Here is a 19,190-nt window from a genome sequence, read left to right as displayed (position 1 = left end):
ACAAGTTACACGGTAATTCAGGCCATAACTCAAGTAGTAACTCAAACAGTAAGTCATACAATAACCCACACAGGCCCACTCAGGCGGCCGCCCTGCGCTACGACGGTAAATCGGCGCCGCAGATCACCGCCAAGGGTGAAGACTTAGTTGCCGAGGAGATCATTGCCATCGCCAAGGAGGCTGGCATCTATATCCATCAAGATGCCAACTTGAGTAACTTTCTGCAAAAACTGGAGTTAGGTGAGGAGATCCCCAAAGAGCTATACCTACTCATCGCAGAACTCATCGCCTTCGTCTATATGCTTGACGGTAAGTTTCCAGAACGCTGGGACAATATGCATAAGAGGATCATGCAAGAGGTGTAAGGACCAAATAATTAGCTTAAAAAACAGACCTAACGTTTACCGTGTAGACGTAGCAAAAGCTCGGCCTCGGCCTTAGGTAGCTCACACTCCTTCACTAGTTCGTCGATATCGGCGCCGAGTTCGACCATCTTCATCGCTCGGGTATAGAGCCTGGCCTGAGGTTCATCCGCAACCGTCTCATCGATGCGGGCCTCCTGCTTGGTCACACGCTTTTCGAGCTCAAGCATGCGTCGACCAACCCCTATGGTGCCGGATCTCAGCTCCTGCAGCTCCTGCTTTACCGCCTCACGCTGTCGATCGTTCTCTTTAACCAGCAAGGTCAGGGCATCTATCTTGGCTCTGAGTTTGTTGGTCAATTTCTGCTGATACAGCACCAAACCAAGACAGGCAACCACATACAGTAACGCCGCGATTAAGATCTCATCGCCTATCATAAATGCCGACTCCATTATTTTTTACGCCTACACTCATCTAACTCTTTTCCACCACGAAAAAAGCCATCGAACGAGGCGACGGCTTTTTATCGTCAATGGCTAAGGGTTTAAAGCTGAGCCAGTTCCATCCACTCTTCATCTGAGAGTAACTTATCGAGATCCACCAGAATGAGCAATTCATTATCGCGATTACTCACCCCTTGAATAAACTTGGCACTCTCTTCTGTGCCCACGTTCGGCGCATTGTCGATCTCCGAGCCACGCAGATAGACCACCTCGGCGACGCTGTCGACCAGAATACCGATCACTTGCTTCTCCGCTTCGATGATCACGATACGGGTAGAATCATCCACCTCGGCAGAAGGCAGACCGAAACGCGAACGGGTATCGATCACTGTCACCACATTGCCACGAAGGTTAATGATCCCCAACACATAATGAGGAGCCCCCGGCACAGGCGCGATTTCGGTGTAACGCAACACCTCTTGCACCTGCATGACATTGATACCATAGGTTTCATTGTCTAAACGGAAGGTTACCCACTGCAACACTTCATCATCTTTACCTGCAGCAACTGCCGCGACGTTTTTTGCATCTGCCATATCAACCTCAGCCAATAGAGTCCTGACTACCTAAACCCAAATTTAATAATTCAATCAGTGCCTGCACATGTAAGATGCCGCACATCTGTTCTTTTACAACGCCAGCCAGCCAGGGGCGTTTACCCGCTTTGCTACGCCAATTAACTTCTGACTTTAAAATTTTGACGGAATTCACCAGAGACTCACAGGCCAAGCCCCAATTACTGTTCTCTAGGAGTACAATATATTGGTAATCAACAGATTGCGCCAGCTTCTCGTCGTATTTTTCCGGCATCACCCAGGCGCCGGAATCGACAACATTGAGCTGCGAGTCCCTATGAGTTTGAACGCCCAGATACCAGTCTGGTCGTCCCATAATATGGTTAATTCGCTCCACCTTAACGATACCGCCTAGGCTTACCAGGGGCACGGCCAATGTAAGCCCTGCCACCTTGAAAAACAGCACCTGAAACTCTTCGTCGAGCTGCTCAATCAACTGCTCAGTCACCCCGGGCGGTGTCGCCCCGGTTTGAGTCTGCAGCGTAGTGGCCAGTTCGACCTTTTCGGCAACGGCTTCCTCTTGCTTAATACTAGCCGAAGTTTCTAATTTTTCTTCTATTTTTTCCTTAACTTGCGACAAAGGTTTCGCTTGAGTGGCGATTTCAACCTGTGCAGGCTTGGCCTCAACAATGACCGACTTAACCTGCTCGAGCGTTTTGAGCTCCTGCTTTGTTACAGTCTCGGTTGCTGTCTCAGTTTCTGTCTCAGTTTCTATCTCGGTCACCGGCGCCAGCAGTTGCTCGAGCGCGAGCTTATTCAGCGGCGGGGCGGCTTGGGTTATCACTGGGCGTGACAGCGCTTGCTGAGCCTGAATCTGGGTCTGAGTCTGGCGCTGTACAGCGGGCGCTTGGCGAGTCGTTCGCCCATCTTGGTTAGCCGTCGCTTTGCCGTGCTTTTCTTCATGCTCATCTGACGAAGCACTCTCTTTCTGAAGCTCCTCTTGCTCAGGTTCCTCTCGCTCAGGTTCCGAGAGCAGCAGCGAAAAATAATCGAAAACCGCATCGTCAGCCGAGTTTGACATGAGCAAACTCCTTGGTCAGCAGATGATCCAGCAATCTTTCATAGGCCTTTACACCGCGAGAATGGCTGGCGTAATGCGAGGCCGGCAGGTGCGCCAGGCTGGCATCACGAAACTTGGTGTCGACCGGGATAACATCAGGCCAAAGCACATCACCGTACTCCTCCCCCAGCCGCTGTAAGGCGGCTGGCGACGCCTTGGTGCGTCTGTCATACATGGTCGGAATAATGGTGTAACTGTAGTCGGTATTCTTAGAGCGTCCCATGAGTGTCATGGTTTTGACCATACGATCTAGCCCCTTGATGGCCAAGAACTCTGTCTGTACCGGAATGATAATGTGTTCGCTGGCGGCAAGCGCATTGACCATCAGCACCCCTAATACCGGCGGGCAATCGATGAGGGCGACGTCATAATGCTCATCGACTAAACTAAGCAGGCGCTTAAGGATCAAGCCCATCCCTTCCTGATGGCCGAGTGAGCGATCCAGCGTCGCTAGGGCCATGGTGGCGGGCAGCAAATCGATACCTTCAACCTTGGTAGGCACAATATGGGCAAGCACCTGCTCTTGTGTCAGGCTCTTGTGCTTCAAAAACAGATCATAGAGTGAGGCGGGCACCTCTTCGGAATCTATCCCCAGATAGTAGCCCAGGGATGCATGGGGGTCTGTGTCTATCATCAAGACTCGCTTGCCCCGCTTAGCCATGGCGCCTGCCAGGCTCGCCACTGTGGTCGTCTTGCCTACGCCCCCTTTTTGATTTGCTATGGTCCAGATCTTCAAGTAAAACCCCTTAAATCGCCGCGCGTATCGCCATCAGGCTATTGTTTTAATTATCTTCGCGAGTCGTGACTCGAATGCCGCCATGGGGCAGGCTTATTACTTTAACACCATCTTTATCTTCTGACAGCTTAACCGCTTGAGATGACGCTTGGCCACTCTGTTGCGCCTTATCTGTGGCGCTTGCCACCTTTTGATCGGTCTGGGAAGTCGCCGATTCTTCCACCTCAGGTAACAGGGGTGTTAACTCGTCTTGGCCATCAAGCGGTATGCTTTTTGCCTCATGTCTGGCAATAGACTCGGGCACCTCTGGGCCAATCTCCACCCTCACCTGGCTGCCAGGTTCCGCCTGCTTGATGATAGATTGAGTAAATTCAGGATTATTCTCCATCCAATCGGCCAAGGCCTCGGCCTGCTCGTCGGGCACCATCAAGAGCACCTGGGTCTTCTCGAGCTGAGCTATCTTATCTTCGAGCTGCCCATTCTTATGCCTTAGGTCGAGATAGAGTGAGCCAGTGACTAGACTGCTGACCAACAGGAGAAAAAACAGCAACAGCACAGTGGTGCTGACGCCCTGGCGCTGCCTAGCCACGTCCACTCTCGCGTATGATGGCCTCGGCCATATCATCGAGCGCTATCGATTGACTCGAGATCCCGGCGGCGGTTACCGCCTGAGGCATACCGTAGACCACGCAGCTTGCTTCATCCTGGGCCCAGATGGTTGCACCGACGTTTTTAAGCATCCGCGCCCCTTCGCGACCGTCGGCGCCCATGCCGGTCAATACCACGGCCAGTGTCTCGCCACCGCTCAACTTAGAGGCCGAGGCAAAGGTAATATCGACACAGGGCTTGTAGTTCATATCCGCACTGCCGGCCACGATCTTAATGCGTCCATAGGTGCCGCCGCGTTCAAGCATCATCTGCATCCCGCCGGGCGCCAAATAAGCGCAGCCCGCCCTGAGTTGATCGCCATTCTGCGCCTCTTTCACTTCGATGGCACACAGGCCATTTAAACGTGCGGCGAAGGCTGGCGTAAAGGCCGCTGGCATATGCTGGATCAACAAGATGGGATGAGGATAGTTGGCCGGTAGCTTAGTCAAGATACGCTGCAGCGCAACCGGGCCACCGGTCGAGGTACCGATCAGCAACAATTTATATTTCTTACCACTGGCTCTGGGAAGCGGCGCACTCGGACGTGAAGCCGGACGTTGTGGCTGCACACTCTCTCTAGACGGTGCAGTCCCTGTCGTGGTGGCAGGCTTTGGCGGTACACTTCGAGGCAGTATAGGACGAAACACCCGGCGACGGCCCAATGCCTTGATACGCTGCTGCAATAAAGAGATCGCCTCATCTTTATTGGTGGCGATATCTTCAAATCGTTTAGGAAGAAAATCTAATGCACCGGCCTCCAAGGCATCCAGCGTCGCCTTGGCACCATCATGGGTGAGAGATGAGAACATCAAAATGGGCGTCGGACACTTCGCCATGATCTCACGCACGGCACTGATACCATCCATCACAGGCATCTCGATATCCATGGTGATCACCTGTGGCTTTAACTGCTGCGCCAGCTTAACCGCTTCGGCGCCATTGGAAGCAGTACCTATGACCTCTAAATCCGCATCCTTGGTGACAATCTCACTGACTCGACGACGAAAAAAGCTTGAATCATCGACAACTAATACTTTTATGGCCATTCAATTTCCTATCTACAGCAGGATCCTTGCCGAAACAAGGCGTGACGCCTTAGGCATCACGCCGATCCGCTAGCTCGCTGTACCACTAACTGCTATTTCTTATTCTTGGCGTAATGTTTCAATAAGCCGGGTACATCTAATATCAATGCGATGCCACCATCTGAGGTAATCGTGGCGCCGGCCATGCCTGGGGTGCCATGTAGCAGGGTGCCCAGCGGCTTGATCACCACTTCTTCCTGACCAATCAAGGAGTCAACCACGAAACCTATCTGCATGGTACCAAGCTGTACGATCACCACGTGACCATGCTGCTTATCGCCATGCTTGAAGCTCGCGGCCTTACGGCTCAGCCAATGCTCCAGATAGAAGAGCGGTACGGCCTTTTCCCTCACAATCACAGTTAGCTGGCCATCGACAATATTGGTCTTGGTCAGATCCAGATGGAAGATCTCGCTGACACTGGACAGCGGCAGGGCAAACACCTGCTGTGCAACTTCCACCATCAGGGTCGGCATAATCGCCAGGGTGAGCGGCACCTTGATCTCCAGGCAAGTCCCCTTACCTTTCAATGAATCGATATGCACTGTACCGTTTAGCTGAGTAATGCGCGTCTTCACCACGTCCATGCCAACGCCACGGCCTGAGATATCGGAGATCTCTACCTTGGTAGAGAAGCCCGGGGCGAAGATCAGGTTATAGGCCTCTTCGTCAGACATGCGCGCCGCGGCATCTTCATCGAGCACACCACGCGTGATGGCGATCTGCTTGAGCTTATCTGGATCCATCCCCGCGCCATCATCTTCAATCTTGAGCAGGATATGATCCCCTTCCTGACTGGCAGAAAGGGTGATGGTACCTGTGCGTGACTTGCCGTTGGCTTCACGCTCGTCGGGCATCTCGATACCATGATCGACCGAGTTACGCACCAGGTGAACCAAGGGATCCGCAAGGGCTTCGACCAGGTTCTTATCCAGATCCGTATCTTCACCTATCATGCGAAGATCAATCTCTTTATTCAGGCTGCGCGCCAGATCCCGCACCACGCGAGGGAAGCGGCCAAACACCTTCTTGATTGGCTGCATGCGGGTCTTCATCACTGCGCCCTGGAGATCGGCAGTTACCAGATCTAGGTTGGCCAGGGCCTTAGACATATCCTCGTCATCGCGGGAGATCCCCAGGCTAAGCAGACGATTACGCACCAGTACCAGCTCACCGACCATGTTCATGATCTGATCGAGACGCGCGGTATCGACACGTACTGTGGTTTCCGCCTGCGGCATGTTAGCGGCTGGCGCCTTGGCCGCGGCCTTTTCCTTCACCACAGGTTTAGGCGCAGGCGCCTCGACGGGCTGTGCCTTAACACTCGATTGCGCAGGAGTTGCCACTTTAGGTGTGGAAACCTCTGGCGCCTTAGGGGCCGCCGGAGTCGCAGGCTTGCTGGTCTCGCTGCTAGGACCGGCACCGGCCCCATGCAGCTCATCTAGCAGCTTTTCAAATTCATCGTCGGTGATCTCATCGGCATCCACCGGCGGCGAGCTAGGCTCTGGCACCTTGGCAATTGGTGCTGAGGGCGCCTGGAATTTACCCGAACCGTGAAGTTCATCGAGGAGTGACTCGAACTCATCGTCGGTGATGTCGTCACTGTCGTTGGCCTGAACCGGCGCGCTAGCCGCAGCGCTGGCACCCGAAGGCCCTTTTCCGCTGCCGTGAAGCGCATCGAGCAGGGCTTCGAATTCAGACTCATCTATCTCATCGATATCGCCTTCACCGGCAATGGAGGTCACGGGATCATTGCTTACCGGCTCGTCAAACAACTCGACATTGTCATCGAGCGGTGTATCAAACAGCTCGATACCGTCATCGACCTGTGCATCTGCAGGCGCTTCATCTGGCTGTTCAGAGGCAAGTGTCTCGCCAGCGCCGCCCATTTCCGACGGTAATAAGCCACCAGAGCTCAATAATTTAAGGTTAGCCAACAGGGCATCATCGGCAGGGCTTTGCTCGATACCCGCCTGGGTCTCGGCAAACATAGAATTGATGGTGTCGACGGCCTGTAAAATGATATCCATCAGCTCGGCGGAGACACTGCGTTTCCCTGTGCGTAGCAGGTCGAAGGTATTTTCCGCTTCATGACAGACATCCACCATGGGCGTCAGACTCAAGAAGCCTGCGCCACCTTTAACTGTGTGGAATCCACGGAAGATGGCATTGAGTAGTTCGGTGTCGTCGGGGTTATTCTCTAACGCCACCAGCTGTTCAGAGAGAAGCTCAAGGATCTCACCCGCTTCAATCAAAAAGTCCTGCAGTATCTCTTCATCAACATCAAAGGACATTCATATGACTCCTACTTAGAAACCTAGACTCGACAGCAAGTCATCGACTTCATCTTGCCCTGTCACGACATCATCACGCTGATCAGCGTTCATAATAGGACCTTCAGCTTCGACGCACTTCTCTGATGCTTGGGGTTTATCCGTTGCGGGCTGCTCGCCAAATACGGTCAACATGGAGACCAAGTTACTCTCCACTTCTCGTACCAGCTCGATCACCCGGCGGATCATCTGCCCGGTCAGATCTTGGAAGTCCTGGGCCAGCAATATGTTATTGAGTAACTCTTTCAAACGATTGGAATCGGACTCACTGCGCTCGATAAACTGCTGAACGTCATGGCATAGCGCCTTAAATTCGTGCAGCTGAATATCGCGTCTCATCAGACGATCCCAGGAAGGCTTTACGGCCTGTACGTTTGTGGTTAGCGCATCTGCAAGCGGCAGAGATTCTTCGACGGCGTCCATGGTCTTGTTTGCCGCCTGCTCCGTCATGTCGATGACATAATTGAGGCGCTCTTTGGCATCGGGAATTTCGCTATTGGCCAGCTCCACGAGGCGACCGTCCACCTGAAAATCCACTATCGCACTGTGAAGCTGACGGGTAAGGCGACCCACCTCGTCAAACAGCTCTTTCTGAATCGGGCTGGCGATGTCGCGAATTAGCTCATCGGCCTGCTCTTGTTGGCCAGCCTCGAGTAGATCAACGAGTTGCTTGGCCTGTGCTAAATTGATCAGCCCTGAAGTTTCTGCCTGCATAGCTCAACCTTGATTAACCGAGTCGTTCGAAAATTTTGTCTAACTTCTCTTTCAATGTCGCCGCAGTAAAAGGTTTCACCACATAGCCATTCACGCCGGCCTGGGCCGCTGCGATGATCTGTTCCCTTTTCGCTTCCGCAGTCACCATCAACACAGGAATGTGTTTCAGGTTGTCATCGGCACGGATAGCCTTTAATAGGTCGATACCCTGCATCCCAGGCATATTCCAATCGGTCACGACAAAATCAAAATCGCCTTTTTGCAACATAGGCAAGGCTGTCGAACCGTCATCTGCTTCCTGAGTGTTATTAAAACCCAAGTCTCTCAACAAGTTCTTGATGATGCGTCTCATTGTTGAGAAATCGTCAACAACGAGAATCTTCATATTCTTGTCCAAGGTTTCCTCCGCGGAGCTGTTTTTATATTGCTCATGTAATCGTTATATTTTGGTCCAATGCTTGAGTTTCGCTTTGAGTCTGAGCATCGCCTGGCTGTGTATCTGGCTTACTCGGGATTCGCTGACATCAAGTACGGCACCGATCTCTTTTAAATTTAATGCTTCGTCATAATATAACGACAAAACTAATCCATCTCTTTCTGGCAGTAATTTAATCGCTTCCACGAGGGCCTCATGAAACTGTGTCTCTGCCAGAGATTCAAATGCGTCGTCCTGGTGATCATCTTCCTGTCTTACTACATCGACCGATACACCAAGATCTTCAATTCCAACTACTTTCCCGACTGAAACATCATTAAGAATATGATGGTACTCATCGAGCGGCATATCAAGTCGATCCGCAATTTCATTGTCTTTTGCGTCACGTCCAAGTTCTTGTTCTAGCTCGTCAATCACCTGTGCTATGCGGCGTTGATTGCGGTGAACCGACCTGGGTACCCAGTCGCCACGGCGGATTTCGTCGAGCATAGAACCGCGAATACGTATTCCGGCAAAGGTTTCAAACTTAGCCCCCTTGCTGCCGTCGAACTTGGCCGAGGCTTCGAGCAGGCCCATCATACCTGCTTGCAACAGATCATCCAATTGCACCGAGGCGGGCAGACGAGCAAGTAAATGGTGAGCAATCCTTTTAACCAACGGTGCATACTGTTCGACAATAGAAGCTTTGTTATCTAAACAAGTATACGCAGCGGCTTTACTCACTCGTACGATCCTCTTGATATTCTGGGCGTTGTACCAAACGTTCCACAAAGAACTCTAGGTGGCCGCCTGGCTGTTGTGGCACTGGCCAGCTAATAATCTTATTCGCTAGGCCATGATAAGCAATCGACGCCGGCGACTTAGGAAACGCCTCGACGATCAGCTTTTGTTTACGAACTGACTTGCGAAGGTTTTCATCGAAGGGGATAGTCGCAACCAGCTCCAGGGCCACGTCGAGAAAACGGTCGGTTACCTTGCTAAGTTTAGCAAACAACTCCATCCCTTCTCGCAAACTTCTGACCATGTTGGCCACAATCTTAAATCTGAACACGCCATGCTCGCGGCTCAGAATCTTAATTAAAGCATAGGCATCGGTAATAGAGGTCGGCTCATCACAGACCACGACCAAGACATCTTGCGAGGCGCGAGAGAAGCTGAGTACCATGTCCGAGATACCGGCAGCGGTATCCACGACCAGGATATCAAACTGGGTCTTCATCTCACTAAAGGCCCGGATTAGGCCGGCATGCTGCGCAGGTGTCAGCTCCACCATGGCCTGGGTACCGGAAGTGGCAGGAATAATGCCTATACCCTTTGGACCACGAACGATGATCTCGTCAAGGTCGGCCTCACCGGATAATACGTGGGACAGATTGCGCTCGGCCCTTAGGCCCAACATGACATCGACGTTGGCTAGACCCAAGTCGGCATCGAGCACAAGCACTCGCTTGCCCTTCTCGGCCAGGGAGACGGCGGTGTTGATCGATACGCTGGTTTTACCTACGCCACCTTTACCACCGGTTACGGCAATTACTTTTACTTTTTCGTTATATGGTTGATTCATCATACGTAAACCGCTTGCTTGATCCCGACTCATTATATTACTCAAATGCGTAGGCCTGTTCATATGACCTTTCGTTATTCTGTATTGGTTGCACTTTCTTTTCGAGTACCGACAGGGCCTTGTTGGCTAAGGCTAAGGTGTCGGCTACTTGCATATCTTCTGGCACTCGCTGGCCATCGGTGACATAACTCAAGGGTAATCCACTTTGAATCAACACACTCAATGCCGGCGCCAAGGCCACCGATTCATCTAATTTGGTCAAAATCGCACCGGATAATGGAATCCGAGTAAACTGCGCGACGGCATCTTCAAGCACTCTTCTTTGACTTGTAGATGACAGTACCAGATAACTGCGAATAGGTAATCTGCTATTTGCAGTTAAATTATCAAGTTGCTGGAACAATCTCACATCTCTCTGTCCCATGCCCGCCGTATCTATCAATACTAGCTTGCGATTGCGGAACTGATAAAGAATTTGTTCCAACTCATTGAGATCATGAGCTTGCTTGACCGGACACCCCATTATTTTGCCATAGGTTGCCAGCTGCTCATAGGCTCCAATGCGATAATGATCGGTTGTAATTAATGCAACTTGATCTGAACCATGTTGCGCGGCGAATCGAGCGGCTAATTTTGCGACACTCGTCGTCTTGCCGACACCGGTCGGACCGACAAAGGCAACCACTCCGCCCTGACGGACAATATCATCCCCCTGGTTGTCGAGCATGTTCGCTAGGCTGCGCGGCAGCGCCTTCACCAGATCCGCTGGCACATAGTGTTCGCTCAAGGCCGACAACTTGGCGGCAACCTCAGGGCTAAACTCGGCGTCGAGCAGACGGCTCTCTAACATGGCACCGACAGGATCCAGGCGGCTCTTCTGCTCTGTCAGCAGTGAAGTCACCTGATGGGTCAGCAGGTTACGCAGGGAGGCTAGCTCCTCACGCATGGATTCAATCTCGCTGCTGGCCGCGCCGCTCTTTTCACGCTTGGGACGATTGAGAACAGGGCTCTCCTGCTGACTGATTGCAGGGGCCTCCTCTTTAGGCGCCTTCAATCCTTGGGCCCAGGCGGGCATCTCGAGTGCTTCATTGGACTGACTTAACTGCTGACTGACGCGATTTTGTTGACGCTCAAGCAGGGCCTGTAGCGAATCGGCCACGGGTGATGGTTGTTTTTTTGACTCTGCCTTGATGGGTTGGCGACCGATAGACACCTTCTCTTCGGCAAGGTCTAGAAAGCTGGGTGACAGGGGCGCGGCATCGCTTGATTTGGCCACGCTTGGCTTAGGCTCGTCGTAGTCGACCGCGGCCACAATCTCTATGCCGCCGGTGACTTTTTTATTGGACATGATCACCGCATCCGAGCCTAAAGTCTCTTTTACCTGGGCCAATGCAGAGCGCATATCTTTTGCCAAAAAACGTTTAATTTTCAATTAAATACCCTCTACTGGCCGACCGCCGATACAATGCGAATTTGTTTCTCATCGGGTACCTCTTGGTAAGAGATCACCCTTAGATTTGGAATCGTATGTTTAACAAAACGCGACAGCGTCGAACGTAACATACCCGAAGTCAGTAGGATGGCTGGCTGACCCACCATCTCCTGACGCTGGGATGCGTCGAGTAACGACTTTTGCATCCTCTCGGCAAGGCTAGGTTCGATATTCGGCCCCTCGCCTCCCGTTGCCTGCATAGACTGATGCAACATCTGTTCCAATTCCGGCGCCAAAGTAATGACAGGAATTTCCGGCTCAGGCCCGCTTATTTCTTGTACAATCATGCGTTTAAGCGCAATACGTACGGCGGCGGTGAGCACCTCGGTATCGTTACTCTTAGGCCCGTACTCGAGCAGCGTCTGAACGATTGTCTTAAGATCGCGAATGGAGACGCCTTCATTAAGCAGGTTCTGCATTACCTTGACCACTGTGCCCAGCGGCAATACATCGGGAATGAAGCCGCTAACCAGCTTAGGCGAATGCTTGGCTAGCATATCCATCAGCTGCTGCACCTCTTCGTAACCCAGCAGCTTAGAGGCGTTGTTGGTCAATAGCTGACTCAGGTGAGTGGCCACTACAGTGGCGGCGTCAACGACCGTATAGCCTAAGGTCTGAGCGTGTTCTCTTAGCTCAGGTGCTATCCACACTGCCTCAAGTCCGAAGGCCGGATCTGTGGTCTCGACGCCATCCAGCTTGCCGTAGACCTGGCCGGGATTGATGGCCAGTTCACAATCGTGACGAATATCCGCTTCACCGGAGGCTACTCCCATCAGCGAGATACGATAGGTGTTTGGCGCAAGGTCTAAGTTATCGCGAATATGCACCGCGGGCACCAGGAAGCCCAGCTCCTGAGACAGCTTCTTACGCACGCCCTTGATGCGGCCGAGCAGCTCACCACCCTGGCCCTTGTCCACCAGAGGGATCAGGCGATAGCCCACCTCCAGGCCAATGGTATCGACCTGCTGCACATCATCCCAGCTAAGCTCTTTGGGCTTGGCATCACCCGGGGTTGCCGGCGAGGTCTTGGCGATCTCCAGGGCACGCTGCCTATCGAGATCTTTCTTGCGATGCAGAAAATAGGCGCCCGTCGCGGTAATGATGCCGAAGGTTAAGAAGGCAAAATGAGGCATGCCGGGCACGATTCCCATGATCAGCAGCACGCCGGCCGCGATGGCCAGTGATTTGGGATTGTCGAACATCTGACTCATCACCATCTGACCCATGTCGCCAGATTCGTTTTGGCGAGTCACCATCAAGGCCGCCGCAATGGAGAGCAAGAGGCCAGGGATCTGCGCCACCAAGCCATCACCTATGGTCAGCAGGGTGTAGATCTCGACCGCAGAGGAGAAGTCCAGGCCGTGCTGCGCCATACCTATGACGAAACCACCCAGAATGTTGATCACCAGAATCATGATACCCGCGATGGCATCCCCTTTTACAAACTTAGAGGCACCGTCCATCGCGCCGTAGAAGTCGGCTTCCTTGGTCACTTCGGCGCGGCGAATACGCGCCTGATCTTGATTGAGGACTCCGGCGTTAAGGTCGGCGTCGATAGCCATCTGCTTACCAGGCATGGCATCCAGGGTAAAGCGGGCACTCACCTCAGAGATACGTCCTGCCCCCTTGGTCACCACGGCGAAATTAATGATGATCAGGATAAGAAACACCACCAGACCCACGGCATAGTTACCACCGATCACCACTGAGCCGAAGGCCTCGATCACCTTACCCGCGGCGTCACCGCCGTTATGACCCTCAAGCAATACGATACGGGTCGAGGCGACGTTAAGCGCCAAACGCAGCAGGGTGGCAACAAGCAGAACCGTTGGGAAAGCGGCAAAGTCCAATGGGCGGTCGGTATAGATGGCGACCAGCAGAACGACCAGCGCCAGGGCGATATTAAAGGAGAACAGGATATCCAGCAGAAAGGCAGGCATGGGCAAGACGATCATCGCCAGCGCCGCAAGTACCAAGATAGGTGTGCCTATCCCTTTGAAGTTGGCGGGTTTTACCTGTTTTATTTGACCGAGCGTTGCTTTCAAATCCATCAATCTAGCGCCTGAACTTTGACATCTAGCAAGGATTCAGCAAAAAGTACGCCAACTTAAGGCTGGCTTAGTTCGCAGCGACTCGAGCGGATAACAAACGAACAAATATCAGACAGTACACACGCAAAATAAGAGTTAACCAACTTAAAGCATTAGTATTTTAGCTCATCGGGGATAGGCTGATTGACAGGGATAGGCGTTGGTCGCTTACCGCCTTTTTGCTGATACTGACGCAGCTGGAAGACATAGGCCAGTACTTGGGCAACTGCAGTAAACAGGCCCTCGGGGATCTCCTGATCTATCTTAGTGGTGTGATAGATGGCCCTGGCCAGTGGCGGCGCAGAGACGATGGCCACGTCATGTTCACGGGCGATCTCACGGATCTTAAAGGCCACATCATCCACCCCTTTGGCAAGCACATAGGGCGCGGCGGCCTTGGTCACATCATATTTTACCGCCACCGCATAGTGCTCTGGGTTGACCACTATCACGTCGGCATTGGGCACCTCGGCCATCATGCGCCGCTGCGCCATCTCACGCTGCATCTGACGCACCCTGCCCTTCACCTCGGGCTGGCCCTCGGTATCTTTATACTCGTCCTTGATCTCCTGCTTGGTCATCCGCAGCTGTTTGTTATGGTTCCAAATCTGAAACGGCACGTCGATCACCACAATAATCACGGTAGAGGAGCAGAGCACGATAAACATCCACACCAGCAGATCCAGCGCGTTATAGACATTGCCCGGCAGGTGCCCCTGGGACAGGGTAAGAATATCGGTGAAGTAATAACTCAGTAGCAGATAGGCCATCAGGGCCACCACGGAGAACTTGGCGATCCCCTTAGTCAGCTCCACCAAAGCCTGCACCCCGAACATGCGCTTAAAGCCACTGATGGGGTTCATCTTGTTGCCTTTAGGCATGAAAGCCTTGGCCGAAAAGGTGATGCCGCCGAGCACGATATTCCCCAGGAAGGCGACAAAGGCAAGAAACAGCACGAAGCTGGCCATAGGGATCGCCAGCTCGCTGAAGACCATCATCCAGATGTTGAACATACTATTGGTGTCGTAGATCTCCGGCCTGCTCATGGTAAACAGGTTCGTCATCACACTCATCAATGACTGCCCCAGGCTCGGCCCTATGACGGCAAAGCCCACCGCCGCCGACATCAACACGGCAGAAGTGCCCAGCTCCTTAGATCGGGCGACCTGCCCCTTCTCTCGCGCCTGTTCGCGTCGCCTGGGGGTCGCCTCTTCGGTCTTCTCCTGACTGGTATCGTTATCGGCCATCAGAAACTCCCAGCCGTACTACATTGCAGCTGCACCAGATCGCACAGCAGCAACTGGGCCGAACGCCAGACCTCGTCGAAATGCGCCATGATAGGCGTCAAGGTCAACCAGAGAATAATCAGACCACTCACCATGGTCACGGGAAAACCGATGGCGAAGATGTTAAGTTGCGGCGAGGCGCGGGTCATCACCCCAAAAGAGAGGTTGATCAGCAAGAGCGCAACGATCGCCGAGATGGACATGGTCAGCGCCGCGCCGAACATATAGGCGCCCCACTCTGCCAAACGCCGATAGCTGGCGATGCTTATTCCTTGCATGGACACGGGAATGGTATCGAAGCTCGCCACCAGCATACGGATCATCACCAGGTGACCATCTACCGCCAGAAAGATCATGGTCGTCAGCAGCAGGAAGAAGTTACCGATAACTGGGGTCTGCTGGCCTGAGCCGGGGTCCACCATGGAGGCGAAACCTAAGCTTGTCTGCATGCCGATGATCTGGCCGGTCAACACGAAGGTCTGCATGATGAGCAGCGTCACAAACCCCATGGCGACGCCGATCAAGATCTGCTGCACGGTAACGAATACCGCACCTAATGAGAACAGCTCTACCTCGGTATTCACCGGCAACATGGGGGCGATGGCGAAGGTGATCGCCACCGAGAGCAGCAGGCGCACACGGGTGGGCGTGGTGTTAGCGCCAAATACGGCCATCACCATCAGCATGCTCGACACTCGAAACAGCGGCCACATATAGGCCGACAGCGTCTGCATTATGGTCGACAGCAAGATCTCCATCTTAACGACGCCGAATAAATTGGCAGACGCGGCAATTCATGCCTAACCCACCACCTGAGGGATAAGGTTCACCATCTGCAGGAAAAACTCCATCATGGTCTGCACCAGCAGATGGCCTAAGATCATCAAGGCAAAGAGTGTGGTCAGCAGACGCGGCAGAAAGCTCAGGGTCTGCTCGTTGATGGAGGTCGCCGCCTGAAACACCGCCACCACTAGGCCGACCACTAGGCCGGGCACGATGATCATCGACACTATGGTCACGATAACCGAGAGTGCTTCACGAAAGATGTCGATGAGGGCTTCGGGTGTCATAGCAGCTCCTAGATCCCAAAACTGTTGGCCAGGGTGCCCATCACCAGGCTCCAGCCATCCACCAGCACGAATAACATGATCTTAAAGGGCAAGGAGACGATCATCGGCGACAGCATCATCATACCCATGGCCATCAGGATACTGGCCACCACCAGATCTAACACTAAGAATGGCACAAACAGCATGAAACCTATCTGAAAGGCGGTCTTGAGCTCGCTGGTGATAAAGGCCGGGATCAGCACGCTCATGGGCGCATCTTCGGGCGATTGAATATTCTGATAGCCAGAGATCTCGACGAAGGTTTCCAAATCGGTAAGACGGGTCTGGGCCAACATGAAGGCCCGCAGCGGCTCCTTACCCTTATCATAGGCCTGCTCTATGGTCATTGCCTCATCCATATAGGGTTTGACCGCCTGATCGTAGATCTTGTCGAACACGGGCGCCATGATGAAGAAACTCATGAACAGGCTCATGCCGATCAGCACCTGATTCGACGGCGTCTGCTGTAGGCCGATGGCCTGGCGCAGAATCGACAGCACCACTATGATGCGAGTGAAAGAGGTGAGCATGATGACCATGGCGGGCAGAAAGCTCAGCGCCGTCATCAGCAGCAATATCTGCATGGTCACCGAGTATTGGGTAGAGCCGTCGGCGCCCGTCGTTACCGTCACCGCCGGGAGTATGCCGTCCTGGGCCAGCGCCAATTGCGGCGCCATCACCGCCAGGAGTAGCAAGAATGAGGTCAAGATCCGTTTCATGATTTTTATTACATTCATGACTGTGAAGACTTTGCCTGACGCAAGCGGCTGGCAAAGGAGTCCTGTTCTATGGTGATTGGGGTATCGAGTTTATCGATAAGCGAAACCTGCTGCGGCGTCACTCCCAGCAAATATTGTTGGCCATCGACCTCGACCAACACCATCTTCTCTCTCTGTCCAAGCGGGGTGACCGCCAGGGTCTTCAGCACGCCGTGGGAGGTGGGCACAAGCTTGAGGCGTTTAACCAGGTAGGCAAGCAGGAAGATCAAGGCGATCACCACCAGCAGACCACCCAACATATTCGTCATGGTAGTCAATGCCGATTCCCGCTCGATAGGCGCCTGAGTGCTCGTCGCGGCGGCCGCAACGGCCATCAAGGATGAGATCCCCATAGGCCTTCCTTATTTGAGTTTCTTAATACGCTCGGTTTGGCTGATGACGTCGGTGAGACGAATACCAAACTTGTCGTTGACCACCACCACTTCGCCGTGGGCGATGAGGGTACCGTTTACCATCACATCCAGCGGCTCACCGGCGACCCGGTCAAGTTCCACCACAGATCCCTGGTTCAGCTGCAGCAAATTACGAATATTGATAAAGCTGCGGCCCACCTCCATCGAGATGGTGACCGGAATATCCATGATGGTATCGAGTTTGGCCGCTTCCTCTTCGGTCAGCGGCTTCGAGCTATCGGCCAGCTCGTCGAGTTCGACCGCCTGAGCCTCCTCCAGCGCCTGTTCGGCCATGGCTGCGGCCCAATCGTCACCTGTATCTTCTGTGCTCATTGATTTCTACCTTAAACGCATTCCATTAAATATTGTTGAGATCCCGAGACTTACTCTTCTTAGTCACAAGTTGTAGCTCGGTCTTTACCGTCTCGGGCCTTGGGATCTTCTCCCGGATATTCAGTGCCAGATTCTCTCGCGAACGCCCCAGCTTACAGCGATAGGTGGGCAGGTCCTCGACCCGCAGCACGATATACTCTGGCATCTCCACCGGAATAATGTCGCCAGCCTTAAAGCCCATCACGTCCTTCAGCGAGATCTCTTTCTCGACTATGGTGGCATCTAGGCCCACCTCCACGTCCATGATCTCATCTTTAAGCGCCTGAGACCAACGCATGTCGGTATCTTGGGTGTCGCTCTGCACCCCGGCGTCGAGCAGTTCACGAATCGGTTCGATCATGGAATATGGCATGGTGATGTGGAAGTCACCACCGCCGCCATCCACCTCTATGTGGAAGGAACTCACCACCACCACCTCGGTCGGACTGACAATGTTGGCCATGGCAGGGTTCACCTCGGAGTCGAGATAATCAAACTCGACATCCATCACGGGCGCCCAGGCCTCCTTATAATCTTCGAAGATTATCTTCAGCAGCAGCTGCACGATACGCCGCTCAGTTGGGGTAAATTCCCGCCCCTCGATCTTGGCGTGAAAACGGCCGTCGCCGCCGAAGAAGTTATCCACCAAGATAAAGACCAGGCGGGCCTCCATGGTGATCAGCGCCGTCCCCTTCAGGGGGCTGAAGCGAACCATGTTCAGGCTGGTCGGTACAAACAGGGTATGAACATATTCGCCAAACTTGAGCATCTGTACGCCGTTGATCGACACCTCGGCCGCGCGGCGCATCATGTTAAACATGCTGATCCTAAGATGGCGAGCAAAACGTTCGTTGACGATCTCCAGGGTCGGCATGCGACCACGGACGATACGATCTTGTGATGAAAAGTCATAGGCGCGCGCATCGAGCGCATCACTTACCTCTTCCTCTTCGACGTCGTCGACACCATGCAGTAGCGCATCAATTTCGTCTTGGCTTAATAGATCACTCACAATATCGTCCTATCATACTAGTTAGCTTAGAGATCACCGGCATTACTGCATCACGAAGCCGGTAAACAGCACCTTTTCAACCACTTTACGTCCGGTCACAGGTTGCAGGGTATTCTGCACATTCAGCAAGGCCAATTGGCGCAGCTCATCCTTACCGGCAAGGGAGCTGAGCTTCTGCACGTCGGCACTACTAAAGGTAGTCAGCAACGCATCCTCGATAAGCGGAATATGCTTCTTGATCAAGACGTCATCGTCAGAGCCACGCACCATGAGCTGCACCTTGATCTCCACCAGGCGGGAGCGATTCTGCCCCGGCAGGTTAAATAGGAAAGGCCTTGGCATCCCCACATAGAAGGCTTCACGGCTACTTGCCGGCTCACTCTGCTCAGTTTGCTCACCTTCGGCCATAGTGTCATCACTTGGCTCGTCACCCGACAGGAACAACCAGGCTCCCACCCCCAGCAGGACCACCAAGAGTGCACCAATGGCCGCAAAGATAATGAGCTTCTTCTTGCTCTTAGGCTCTACATTCTCTTCAAGTTCTAACGATTCTTCTTCAGCCATCTCTTATCCCTATCACGCTCGGCTTACACTCAGCATAGTCATGATTTTTTAGCGCATATCAAACGATTGGGCAATCAT

The 19,190-nt window shown here is 53.2% G+C and carries 22 protein-coding genes; 1 reads left to right on the top strand and 21 read right to left on the bottom strand.

Annotated elements, in window-relative coordinates; all coding sequences use genetic code 11:
• Positions 1–92: 92 nt before the first annotated feature.
• Positions 93–365 carry an EscU/YscU/HrcU family type III secretion system export apparatus switch protein gene (locus tag L2731_RS12645; protein WP_249253497.1) on the top strand — a complete coding sequence of 91 codons (273 nt, stop codon included), beginning with the start codon at positions 93–95 and terminating at the stop codon, positions 363–365.
• Positions 366–394: 29 nt separating this feature from the next.
• Here the strand turns inward: L2731_RS12645 and L2731_RS12640 are convergent, their stop codons facing one another.
• The 21 genes from L2731_RS12640 to fliL all read right to left on the bottom strand — a co-directional run bounded on the left by L2731_RS12640 (position 395) and on the right by fliL (position 19,112).
• Complete coding sequence (locus L2731_RS12640) at positions 395–796, bottom strand: DUF2802 domain-containing protein (RefSeq protein ID WP_152619159.1); 402 nt, start codon at positions 794–796, stop codon at positions 395–397.
• 110 nt (positions 797–906) lie between these two features.
• Complete coding sequence (locus L2731_RS12635) at positions 907–1,401, bottom strand: chemotaxis protein CheW (protein ID WP_011865192.1); 495 nt, start codon at positions 1,399–1,401, stop codon at positions 907–909.
• Positions 1,402–1,408: 7 nt separating this feature from the next.
• On the bottom strand, positions 1,409–2,461 hold the full coding sequence (locus L2731_RS12630; protein ID WP_249253431.1) for a chemotaxis protein CheW: 1,053 nt from the start codon (positions 2,459–2,461) through the stop codon (positions 1,409–1,411).
• Positions 2,445–3,236, bottom strand: a complete 792-nt coding sequence (locus L2731_RS12625) for a ParA family protein (RefSeq protein WP_249253428.1) — start codon at positions 3,234–3,236, stop codon at positions 2,445–2,447. The genes L2731_RS12630 and L2731_RS12625 overlap by 17 nt, the downstream gene beginning before the upstream one ends.
• Before the next feature lie 46 nt (positions 3,237–3,282).
• A complete protein-coding gene (locus tag L2731_RS12620; RefSeq protein ID WP_249253426.1) occupies positions 3,283–3,825 on the bottom strand; it encodes a membrane anchored protein in chemotaxis locus in 543 nt (180 codons plus the stop codon).
• A complete protein-coding gene (locus tag L2731_RS12615; RefSeq protein WP_249253424.1) occupies positions 3,818–4,930 on the bottom strand; it encodes a protein-glutamate methylesterase/protein-glutamine glutaminase in 1,113 nt (370 codons plus the stop codon). The genes L2731_RS12620 and L2731_RS12615 overlap by 8 nt, the downstream gene beginning before the upstream one ends.
• 92 nt (positions 4,931–5,022) lie before the next feature.
• Complete coding sequence (locus tag L2731_RS12610) at positions 5,023–7,263, bottom strand: chemotaxis protein CheA (RefSeq protein ID WP_249253423.1); 2,241 nt, start codon at positions 7,261–7,263, stop codon at positions 5,023–5,025.
• Positions 7,264–7,278: 15 nt separating this feature from the next.
• Entirely contained in the window at positions 7,279–8,016 is a 738-nt protein-coding gene (locus L2731_RS12605) for a protein phosphatase CheZ (RefSeq protein ID WP_249253422.1), read from the bottom strand.
• A 13-nt stretch (positions 8,017–8,029) separates the two neighbouring features.
• Entirely contained in the window at positions 8,030–8,413 is a 384-nt protein-coding gene (gene cheY / locus L2731_RS12600) for a chemotaxis response regulator CheY (RefSeq protein WP_011865185.1), read from the bottom strand.
• 42 nt (positions 8,414–8,455) lie between these two features.
• On the bottom strand, positions 8,456–9,175 hold the full coding sequence (locus L2731_RS12595) for an RNA polymerase sigma factor FliA (protein ID WP_041510649.1): 720 nt from the start codon (positions 9,173–9,175) through the stop codon (positions 8,456–8,458).
• A complete protein-coding gene (locus L2731_RS12590; RefSeq protein WP_041510648.1) occupies positions 9,168–10,049 on the bottom strand; it encodes a MinD/ParA family protein in 882 nt (293 codons plus the stop codon). The genes L2731_RS12595 and L2731_RS12590 overlap by 8 nt, the downstream gene beginning before the upstream one ends.
• 4 nt (positions 10,050–10,053) lie before the next feature.
• Entirely contained in the window at positions 10,054–11,448 is a 1,395-nt protein-coding gene (flhF, locus tag L2731_RS12585; RefSeq protein ID WP_249253421.1) for a flagellar biosynthesis GTPase FlhF, read from the bottom strand.
• Between the two features lie 11 nt (positions 11,449–11,459).
• On the bottom strand, positions 11,460–13,559 hold the full coding sequence (gene flhA / locus L2731_RS12580; RefSeq protein WP_249253420.1) for a flagellar biosynthesis protein FlhA: 2,100 nt from the start codon (positions 13,557–13,559) through the stop codon (positions 11,460–11,462).
• Positions 13,560–13,711: 152 nt separating this feature from the next.
• Positions 13,712–14,845 (bottom strand): flagellar biosynthesis protein FlhB, encoded by a 1,134-nt coding sequence (flhB, locus tag L2731_RS12575; protein WP_249253419.1) that lies wholly within the window; start codon positions 14,843–14,845, stop codon positions 13,712–13,714.
• Complete coding sequence (gene fliR, locus L2731_RS12570) at positions 14,845–15,642, bottom strand: flagellar biosynthetic protein FliR (RefSeq protein WP_011865179.1); 798 nt, start codon at positions 15,640–15,642, stop codon at positions 14,845–14,847. The genes flhB and fliR overlap by 1 nt, the downstream gene beginning before the upstream one ends.
• Before the next feature lie 42 nt (positions 15,643–15,684).
• Positions 15,685–15,954, bottom strand: a complete 270-nt coding sequence (gene fliQ, locus L2731_RS12565) for a flagellar biosynthesis protein FliQ (RefSeq protein WP_011865178.1) — start codon at positions 15,952–15,954, stop codon at positions 15,685–15,687.
• Positions 15,955–15,962: 8 nt separating this feature from the next.
• On the bottom strand, positions 15,963–16,715 hold the full coding sequence (gene fliP / locus L2731_RS12560) for a flagellar type III secretion system pore protein FliP (RefSeq protein ID WP_082035638.1): 753 nt from the start codon (positions 16,713–16,715) through the stop codon (positions 15,963–15,965).
• A gap of 11 nt (positions 16,716–16,726) precedes the next feature.
• Entirely contained in the window at positions 16,727–17,104 is a 378-nt protein-coding gene (gene fliO / locus L2731_RS12555; protein WP_239850063.1) for a flagellar biosynthetic protein FliO, read from the bottom strand.
• A gap of 9 nt (positions 17,105–17,113) precedes the next feature.
• Positions 17,114–17,497, bottom strand: coding sequence for a flagellar motor switch protein FliN (gene fliN, locus L2731_RS12550; RefSeq protein ID WP_011865175.1), 384 nt, complete (start codon positions 17,495–17,497; stop codon positions 17,114–17,116).
• A 25-nt stretch (positions 17,498–17,522) separates the two neighbouring features.
• Complete coding sequence (fliM, locus tag L2731_RS12545) at positions 17,523–18,548, bottom strand: flagellar motor switch protein FliM (RefSeq protein WP_011865174.1); 1,026 nt, start codon at positions 18,546–18,548, stop codon at positions 17,523–17,525.
• 42 nt (positions 18,549–18,590) lie between these two features.
• The gene (gene fliL, locus L2731_RS12540) at positions 18,591–19,112 is read right to left on the bottom strand and encodes a flagellar basal body-associated protein FliL (protein WP_249253417.1); all 522 of its coding nucleotides are present in this window, start codon (positions 19,110–19,112) and stop codon (positions 18,591–18,593) included.
• Positions 19,113–19,190: the final 78 nt, after the last annotated feature.

The sequence above is a fragment of the Shewanella aquimarina genome (genome assembly GCF_023349185.1).
Taxonomy (GTDB): Bacteria; Pseudomonadota; Gammaproteobacteria; order Enterobacterales; family Shewanellaceae; genus Shewanella; species Shewanella aquimarina.
Note: the sequence above shows the minus strand (reverse complement) of the source record. Positions and strands in the feature narration are given on the sequence as shown.